7 protein-coding genes are annotated in these 8,780 nt (G+C 56.9%); all 7 read right to left on the reverse strand.

What is annotated here, in order from left to right:
- Window positions 1-940: hypothetical protein (locus JHD73_RS24770; RefSeq protein WP_199032832.1), on the reverse strand; the 940-nt coding region annotated here is incomplete at its 3' end.
- Between the two features lie 177 nt (window positions 941-1,117).
- Complete coding sequence (locus JHD73_RS24775) at window positions 1,118-2,086, reverse strand: DUF6708 domain-containing protein (protein WP_199032826.1); 969 nt, start codon at window positions 2,084-2,086, stop codon at window positions 1,118-1,120.
- A 116-nt stretch (window positions 2,087-2,202) separates the two neighbouring features.
- Window positions 2,203-3,690, reverse strand: a complete 1,488-nt coding sequence (locus tag JHD73_RS24780) for a hypothetical protein (RefSeq protein ID WP_199032827.1) — start codon at window positions 3,688-3,690, stop codon at window positions 2,203-2,205.
- Window positions 3,691-3,754: 64 nt separating this feature from the next.
- On the reverse strand, window positions 3,755-4,486 hold the full coding sequence (locus JHD73_RS24785; protein WP_199032828.1) for a putative type VI secretion system effector: 732 nt from the start codon (window positions 4,484-4,486) through the stop codon (window positions 3,755-3,757).
- Between the two features lie 52 nt (window positions 4,487-4,538).
- Window positions 4,539-5,285 (reverse strand): putative type VI secretion system effector, encoded by a 747-nt coding sequence (locus JHD73_RS24790; RefSeq protein ID WP_199032829.1) that lies wholly within the window; start codon window positions 5,283-5,285, stop codon window positions 4,539-4,541.
- Window positions 5,286-8,009, reverse strand: a complete 2,724-nt coding sequence (locus tag JHD73_RS24795; protein WP_199032830.1) for a T6SS effector BTH_I2691 family protein — start codon at window positions 8,007-8,009, stop codon at window positions 5,286-5,288.
- A gap of 49 nt (window positions 8,010-8,058) precedes the next feature.
- A partial coding sequence (locus tag JHD73_RS24800; protein ID WP_199032831.1) for a DUF4123 domain-containing protein occupies window positions 8,059-8,780 on the reverse strand: 722 nt, incomplete at its 5' end.

The following is an 8,780-nucleotide window of genomic DNA, read 5'->3' on the forward strand; positions in this document are numbered from 1 at the left end:
CTTGCACAGCATCCATTCCCTTCAGCATGAACGTCTGTATGTAGCGCCAAAGACGCTCGCCGCTGTTCCGCGGCCCAACCCAGATCAGATCCTCTCCACGTCGTTGCGGATCCGCTGCGTCCAGCGGTGGCCAGTACAACAGCAGGCAGCCGCTCTCACTTGCGTTGCGCCGCTTTTGGCGTGCTTCGTCGGACAGTTCATAGGCTGGCACGCTAAAACTGAAGATCAGATCCAACAGTCCGGAGAGAACAAGACCGCCATCCATCTCCATGCCGGTGCGTCGCGACAAATCCACCTCTCTTCGGAGTTGCTGAGTCGTATCGTTGATCGAGGCCGCATCGCCTTGCCTCTGCGCCGATTCAGGAGGCGGTGCCCAATGCACATGCGCTTGGGCACGCGACCAGTCCAGTACTGCGTTGCCTCCCCATCGCGCGGGCCGCAGCACATAGACCTTGCCTGTGGTCCGGTTGAAGCGATAACGCGCGCAGCGCGCTGTGAGTACCTGGCCTTGGCATTCGCGCCACAGCATGAGGGTCATGGGCACACCGAGCACGGAGAGCACCAACATCCCCAAAAGCAACCCAAGCTCCTTGAAGGAATTCGGTGGAAACGGCATCTGCGGATTGCCAACAAACACGATATCCCACAAGAACCACAGTGCACCCACACTCATCAGCAGACATAGCGGGATGACCACCACCAGGAGCATCAAGGCTATCCAGCGCGGCAGTCCGTCGTTGCGCAGATTGCTCAGTTCCAGGAAGTGCTCGTTGAAATCAAAGACCGTGGGCTTGGGGGGCCACAAGATGGCCGGTTCGGACGAGGTGGCATCAAGCGCGTGCTTCATGGGAGCGTCTTGCAAATCGGCATAGTCCTCCAGTGCCCTGGCGATGCCATGCTTGCGCCGATAACGATGAAAGGCGGCTTCAAATGTGAACATCGTTGGATCTTGGCGTTCCGTGCATCTTTTTATTCACGACTCTGGGCGAACGTGACAATGCGGACGCGTTATCCCACGCTACTGGTAAGCACAGAGGCATACAGGGATAGAACTCCAGAAGACGGCGCCAGAAGCATCACGTGTACGGGAACAGCTTGATTGGCCAAGCGTGCGACCCTAGGCTCCATTCGTTGCCTGCGCGCGCAGCGCAGCAATTTGCGAAATGACTTCTGCAGGCCATTTCGGCTTTGGGGCAAGACGTTGTCCGATGTACTCGAACACGCCCGCGGGCAGGAACAGCCAGAACAGCGGCACGCAGAATACCGTCAGAAGGACTTGCTCAATGATGTGCATGCTTGCGCGAATGCGTTTGCCCTCCGCCGTCCGATCAAACAGCGGATAGAACTCCAGCACGCAGCGCCTGAAGTTAACGTCGCGCGGAAACGGCTTGATCGCCCGCAGACGCTCCGGCCCTTCATTCATGTAGCAGCGAATGTATGCCCACATCTTGTGAAGTACCAGTGGACCACCCACGTCCTGCTTCAAGATGATCCGGTCCTCAACCTTGGTCGTACCTTGCTCGCATTGCGCGAGAATCAATCCGTACCGCACTGAATAGGTCTTCCCGTTGTACCCCGAAATCTTTCCAACTTCGGCCTGAACGCAAGACCAGTCAAACTCCTTAATCACCGTTTTCCACTTCACAAACGGATTGGGCTTCGCGAGATACTCCAGCGCGAAAATCTTTTGACTGTTCCTGTCAAACAAGACCGGCAAGTCCAGCGGCGTTCTGATTGCTCTTTTGATCATGTGGATCAGAAGCACCACGAGCACCAATAGCACCACCATCAGGAACGATGCCATGAATGGGGACTCTTGTGGCTTGCCATCCGCATATATCTCAGCGAGGAACGGCAGCATGGCAACGAATCCGATCGATATGCCGATACCGAACATCAAACCGAAGCCGCGCTGGATCGATGTGACCCGTGACAGCTCGCACACAGCAGCATCGATGTAGCGGACATCAAGACCAGGATCTGGTTGATCGCCCTTCTTCCCCGCATCGAGCGCAGCCGTAGGGGAGGGCAGATCCTCATACCAGTAGGGGCTTTGGGGTTGCAGTTTGGAGCGAGTTTCTGCCATCGCAGGTGGAGACAAGTGGCCCGTAGCTATCTGTAGTACTGATCTCAAGTTTCAAGCATGACTGGCTCGTGCCGTTCGGCTTGCAAAGCTACACGTACTCGTATGCATCGAGCCGCTTACGAACGTTCCGGTAAGCGATAGAGTTCGATCTGCTCACGCTCAGAATTTTCCGGATCACGTCGCATGACAAGCAGGCCTTGCCGCCGGGCATCCCATCCAATGACGTTGATGGTGTAGTCGCTTTCGCCAGGCGAACGCGGCAGGAGAAACGGCGTCCAGGAATGGCCTTTGTCCCGGCTATAGAAATAGGCTTCGGCCGATGTACCTCCGCAGTTGCGCGTATTACCGAAATACGGCGGCATATAGCAGGCGACGATATTCCATGCCGTATCTCCACGGGCTCGCACAACCCAGACATCCTTGCCCGACCACATCTTGTCGGTGTCTATCCAGGGGGACGCGCCACGAATGTCCGGGATGGTGTTTGTCGTCCAATTCCTGGTTTTCGGGTCGAGGTAACGCAAGCGGCCTTCTGGCTGTGCGAACAGGGCATCTCCGGAACCCGATTGCAAGATGCTGTAGCTGGGCTCGTTCGCCGGGCCGGCATCAGGCGTGGCCGCAACATTGCGCACGGCAACTTGCGATCCGGAGAGGCTCAGCTCAAACCGGCGGGCCTCGATAGGCTTACGGCTTTTTTCCTGCCCTTCATCATCCACGGTGATTACCGACATCGTTGACCAGCCGACGGCGTTTCCCGCCGGGTCGGACAACAATGCCCAGTGCGTGTCGCGTACTTGATGCTCACGTGCAGGATTGTCCGGCCAGACGGCCTTACCCAAGTCGACGTTCTGCCAAGAGTGACCGCCATCAAGCGTCGTCCACGCTTCACGCTCTCCGCCGTAACGCGTAGCAAGGGCGTAGGCGCGAGTTTCCGATACGTAGCCGTGAAAGTCGGTGCTGGACGGCACCGTGATCTTCGGATCGAATTTCCAGGTGCGCCCACCGTCGTTGCTGACAAACGCCGTGTAGAAGCTCGGGCTGTCATCGGGCCGGTCCTTGGGGAACTCACCAGAGCCGAGCGCGATCCATTTGCCACCTGGTGCCGTCACTAGGCTGAGAGGCTGATCGTCTTCGATACTGGCCAGGATGTCGATCCTGCCTTCGTCCGTCATGCGCGCAATGAACTGCCGCTTGTGCCCGCGGCCCAAACGATCCATTAGGGTCTGTACGGCCAAGTCCCGATGGCCCGCCGCGGCCATCCGAACGGCGGACTCCGCCGCCATCTGGTTGCTCCGCTCCCGCAGGCGTTCAGCCCTGGAGGGGAGCAGCGTATCGAGGATTTCACCAGGGAGCGGCGTTGTGTCGCTGTCCTGCCTCAAGTCTTGCAGCGTGCCGGTCAGAAGCTGGACACCATTGGCGTCGACCCACTTCACATCTGCGATGTCAAAGGGGAGCTTTGCATCCGTCTTGAAAATTTTCTCAGGCGCTGCAAGAGGTTGGCCCAGCGGCCGCAGTTGACGTTGATCGATCACCGTGACGACCACGAGCAGGCAAGCAAACGCCGCGGCTGCGGACCACAGTGTGTATTTGATTCTGGGTTTCATTTTTTCAGGTTTGGAGTGACCCCGATGTCATCAGAATCGAAGACGAGTCACTTCTCGAACCAAATCAATAGCGGAAGTAGAAAGTGCCGTACTCACCAGGGTCGTCGGACTTGCGCTGGGCCTTGGAGGATTTGACCAGATCGACATTACCTGCATCAGGGATGCCCAACGTGCGGCATACCCTCTCCGTCAAGCGTACGAAAGGCATCCACTTGCGGGCTAGGCTGATGGTCATGATGCCGAAGAAGGCATAGGAACCTATCAAGGCGTAGCTGAACGCTTTGTTACTTACAAGAATCCAGTAGTCATTTGGCCCCGTGATTACCAGCATTACGAGCGCAAATGCTAGTACCCACATACTTACCCCAATGAACCACCACTTCGCCGCATTCTTGATGTGCCGCGCTTTGCCTCGCGAGCAGTGCGGATACAGCGCGATGATTCGGTCGATTGGCCTAGCAATGCCGGCCGTTTCGTAATGATCCTCACGCCATTCAGCTGCCACTTCCACGTCATCACCGTTGTTGAAAGGACTTCGCCAAACCCAACCCTTGATCGGCTTTCCATCAAGATCAAACTCGACATAGTCCGCATGCTCCTCAGCACTGGCAGCGTTGGCTGCAGTTGCGATAGCTGGACCGCTCAGCCCAGCGATGCCTGCCGCAATGGCCGTCACGCCTAGCTTGGTACGGTCTGTATCCGTGAATACAAAGCTAGCCTCCTCGCGGGTAACCCGGTAGTTCTCAATCGTGCCAGTGAGCTTCACAAGCCCTTCAGGTTGTTGTTCAGCGCTCATTGGATGCCCATCTCGGCCAGTGCAACCAACGATTTGTCACCCTGCCAGAACATCAGTATCTGAAATAGAAGGTGCCGTACTCACCGGCGTCATCAGGCTTGCGTTGGGCCTTGGAAGATTTGACCAGATCAACGTTGCCGGCATCGGGGATGCCCAACGTGCTGCATACCCTCTCGGTCAAGCGTACGAAGGGCATCCACTTGCGGGCTAGGCTGAGGGTCATGAGGCCAAAGAAGCCATAGAAACACATGCTCATCGCCAGAAGACCATTGGGGAAAACATCAGCCAGCAAGTCGCGCGGGGATTCAACGGATGCCAGCATGATCCCCAGCACCGGCCCTCCTGCCCCTACTAGGAACAACGTCACGCCGATAAGCCACCACTTCACCGCATTCTTGATATGCCGCGCTTTGCCTCGCGAGCAGTGCGGATACAGCGCGATGATTCGGTCGATTGGCCTAGCAATGCCGGCCGTTTCGTAATGATCCTCACGCCATTCAGCTGCCACTTCCACGTCATCACCGTTGTTGAAAGGACTTCGCCAAACCCAACCCTTGATCGGCTTTCCATCAAGATCAAACTCGACATAGTCCGCATGCTCCTCAGCACTGGCAGCGTTGGCTGCAGTTGCGATAGCTGGACCGCTCAGCCCAGCGATGCCTGCCGCAATGGCCGTCACGCCTAGCTTGGTACGGTCTGTATCCGTGAATACAAAGCTAGCCTCCTCGCGGGTAACCCGGTAGTTCTCAATCGTGCCAGTGAGCTTCACAAGCCCTTCGGATCGTTGTTCGATATTCATTTACTGGAAACCCATTTCAACCAAAGCGGCTGACAACTTTTCGTCTTGTTCCTTGGCGGTTTGATAGCCGCCGCTTTTTCGCTTCTTGCCAAAGGCTGAATGATCAATCCAAATTTCGATGGCATTGGGCGTAACGATCCAGATGATCACCTGAATACCGAATAACCCAACGGTCACCCACCCTCCAGCAGCCATGCCCAAGATGCGCAACCCGACAAACGCTGCTGCACGAGCACCAATGGCCTCGATGACTACGCCCGCAGCTGCTCGCCCGGTCAAGCGAGCTACGAGAGGCGCCGCATAAGTGAAGGTCACAGCCCATGTAAGAAAACCGGAGCCAATCCCAACGATGCCTTTCGCTGCGTAGAGGAACGTCAAATAGCCATAACCCTTGTCATAGTTCTTGACGGCGTCGGCTACATCAAGCCCACCACCAATGACTGACGCACCCCCACTCAACACGCCCCCCCATCCTTTGAGTACCTGATACCCCCAAGTCTCCGCGCCCATCCCAGGTAGGTTCTTCACCGGCACGGTCGCGATATCCAATAGCGCACTGGTGATCGACATACCCGATGCCAACAGGCTTAACCAAGATTTCATGTCGTTCTTGGTCTTGCATTCGGCCATGAGCTTGCTGAAGTTCACCCCCTCGATCAGCATCACCACCACGGCCAGCCGCGCGTCTTTGATCGCCTGTGGTGCCTTCGCGTCATCTGACACTTTGAACTTCGCCCAGGCATCTTTGAGATCCTGAGCTTGCTTGGAGCGTATCTCGGGCGTATCCATCTTCATGAATGCCTTCGCTGCTTGCAGACGGCGCAACGCCTGCTCCCGTCCAAGCTTCTCGGCCGCCACTTGCTTGGCGATCAAGTCCTCCGACTCCATGGGGTTGACCAATGCACGAATGCTGAAAATGTGCTGGATGATCTTCTCACTCACATAGTCGCCGAGTTTATCAATGCGGAAGTGCTTGAACACGGCGTCGCCGAAAGTGATCATGGCTTTGTCAACACCCCGCATCTTGACGGAGTTGATCGTCGCGCCAAACGCCTTGGAACCTGCGGTCGAACCCGCTTTGGTGTTGGCATCGAAAACACTTTGCGCCTTCTTGTAGGTGTCTGCGATCGCCTTCATGCTCTTGGCGGTATAGCCAACCCAGGTGAGCGTGCTGGCGAGCGTCTGACTACTCTTGTGCCGCTCGGCTTCAGCCAGTTTGGCATCGAGTTCCTCGCGTGCTTTGTCCTGGTTCAGTGCCACAGTTCGCCACAGCAAGTTGGACTCAACCGAAGCCTTACACTGCTTGACCCACTCGGTGATTTTCTGCGCACCGGACTTGCAAGAGCCCAGACCGAAGATCGCTTCACCAATGTCCTGCTCAAACCGCAAGCCATCTTGCACATTCTGGCCGTGGTAGTCGTTCAAGGTATCAAGCAGGAGCGTTGCTTCCAACCAGTGAATGAGAGGTACGGTACGTCGATCGACGATGCCTGCCGCCTTCGCTTGGAATTCGTCTAACTTCTTTTTGAACCTGCCGGCAGCATCATCGATGCGATCCTGATACTGCGGCCATGCCTTTGCGGCCATGCTCTTGCCAAACGCCGCACCGACCTGGGGAGCCGAAGAGGACAGTGTGGATTGCAAACTACGGAACTGTTCGAGTTGCTTTTTCAAATACTCGTCGTCCGGTGACGACTTCAACTTTTCCTCAAGTTCGCGTATCCCGTCCTGCAACGGGCCGTCTTCGACCCCGCGCTGAATGTATTCCTCACCCTGCGTCTGAGCACGGTTTTCCAGCGCTTTCTGAAGGCCGCCATAGCTATTGAGCGCCGTAATCTGCAGTTCCCGCTCATCGCCGTACTTTTTGATCCATCCGGCGGCATCGTTTCTGAAACCGTTGAGTTCGTGCGCTATGCCCATGGCATCCCAGAGCGCCAGCACATGAGGCTTGCTCGGCTTGCCCGTGCCTTTGCCGCGACTCTCCATGTGTTTTACCGTGCCCTCCGCCATATCGGTTCGAAAATGCCACGGATAGCGGGTACTCATCTGCTCGAGCCTGCTCGTTAGGCAGCTACCGTCCTCGTTGCTTAAGGTGCCCACAGGCGGATTAAATGGCAGTGGAGCCTTAGGCGTGGTTGGTGCGTACTCGAGCACGGCCTCCAGTACGGCCTTGTCGGCAATCTGGCCATGACTGTGCTTTGCCCCAGCGGCCATCACGCCCGGCTGAATGGTCTGCATGCGCTTGTTGCGCAGCTTGCTGTTCTTTTCGTACTCCGCGAGCGTCTCGTCGCTCCACTTGTGTTCGCTATAGGCGATCCAAGTCGCACCGCATCTCTCAGGATGTTCGATCACAAGATAGTGCACCTGCGTGTTGTTGGCACCGTGGCGCGAGCATTGCAGTACCGGTGTGCTTTGCGGTTGCGCGGATTTTGGATCGTGTTGGCGCGTCAGACTGCCATCGTCGCCAACCGCATAACATTCCCACTGCTTGGAGCCGCGTGCGTTCTTGTCATAGAAGAGATACAGGTAGCCGGTGCGCAACGTGCGCAGCGCATAGTGAAAATCATTACCCAACGCCACACTTTTCACCCGATCACCACTGACCCAATCTGGCAACGCCGGATTAATGTTCTTGGGTACGACGGCATATCGCACCGGCAGGATAGGCAGGCCGGTGGCTTTGCACTGCTCGCAGAACTGGCTGGGGGATGCACTAGGCGGCATGAAATTCTCTTGGTTATCTTGACGAAACTGACCCTGCCTTGATGGCGCTTCAGTCTACGGCCGTGACGCTGCTCTCGTTCGCAATGCGTTGCCAGTCCTGCTCTTCCAGGTCATCGATCAAGCTCGTGAAATAGTCGTCCTCGCCGCGCTGTGCAAGCCGAGCCTGCACCAGCGCGTGCAAGTCAAATTCCGGATGGATTTCCAAGGCGCAACGCGCGTAAGCAGCGAGGTCGCGCTGGTCAGTGAAACCGGCAGCACATGCCCGCCGCACGGCAGCGAGCGCGCTCGCGCAGAGGGAATCGAACCGGGCGCCCACAACCTGAGCCTGCCCCCATTCACGGATCGCAAGGTTTAGCGGTGCAATGCAGGCGACGTCTTTCCACTGCTCGGAACTCAAAGCCAGCACAGCCTGCGCATCTTTGGCTTCGACGGATTCCGCCCGCAACTCGATCAATCTGCCAGCAGGATTCAGCAGCCAGAAGATTTCAATGGGGCCGAGCAAAGCCTTGCGCTGTACAGGAGAAAGGAGCGACCAGAGCCACCACAGCACAGCGGGGTCTTGTAGTCGCAACCAAGCAACCCCACCGCGCAGGGTTGAGTACTGGAGCATGCTCGACGCCAAGTGGCGAGCAACCTTGCTGATGGGTTCGGAACTCGTCAACCAACCGGCGATCCGACGGCCCGTGCCGGTTCGCAAGATTTCTGAAGGCAGCTCTTCAAGCGCGCTCAGAACGCTTTGCTCAAGAAAAAGACTGTCTTTGAACTTTGTGA

The sequence above is a fragment of the Ralstonia sp. ASV6 genome, from assembly GCF_016429285.1.
Classification (GTDB): domain Bacteria; phylum Pseudomonadota; class Gammaproteobacteria; order Burkholderiales; family Burkholderiaceae; genus Ralstonia; species Ralstonia flaminis.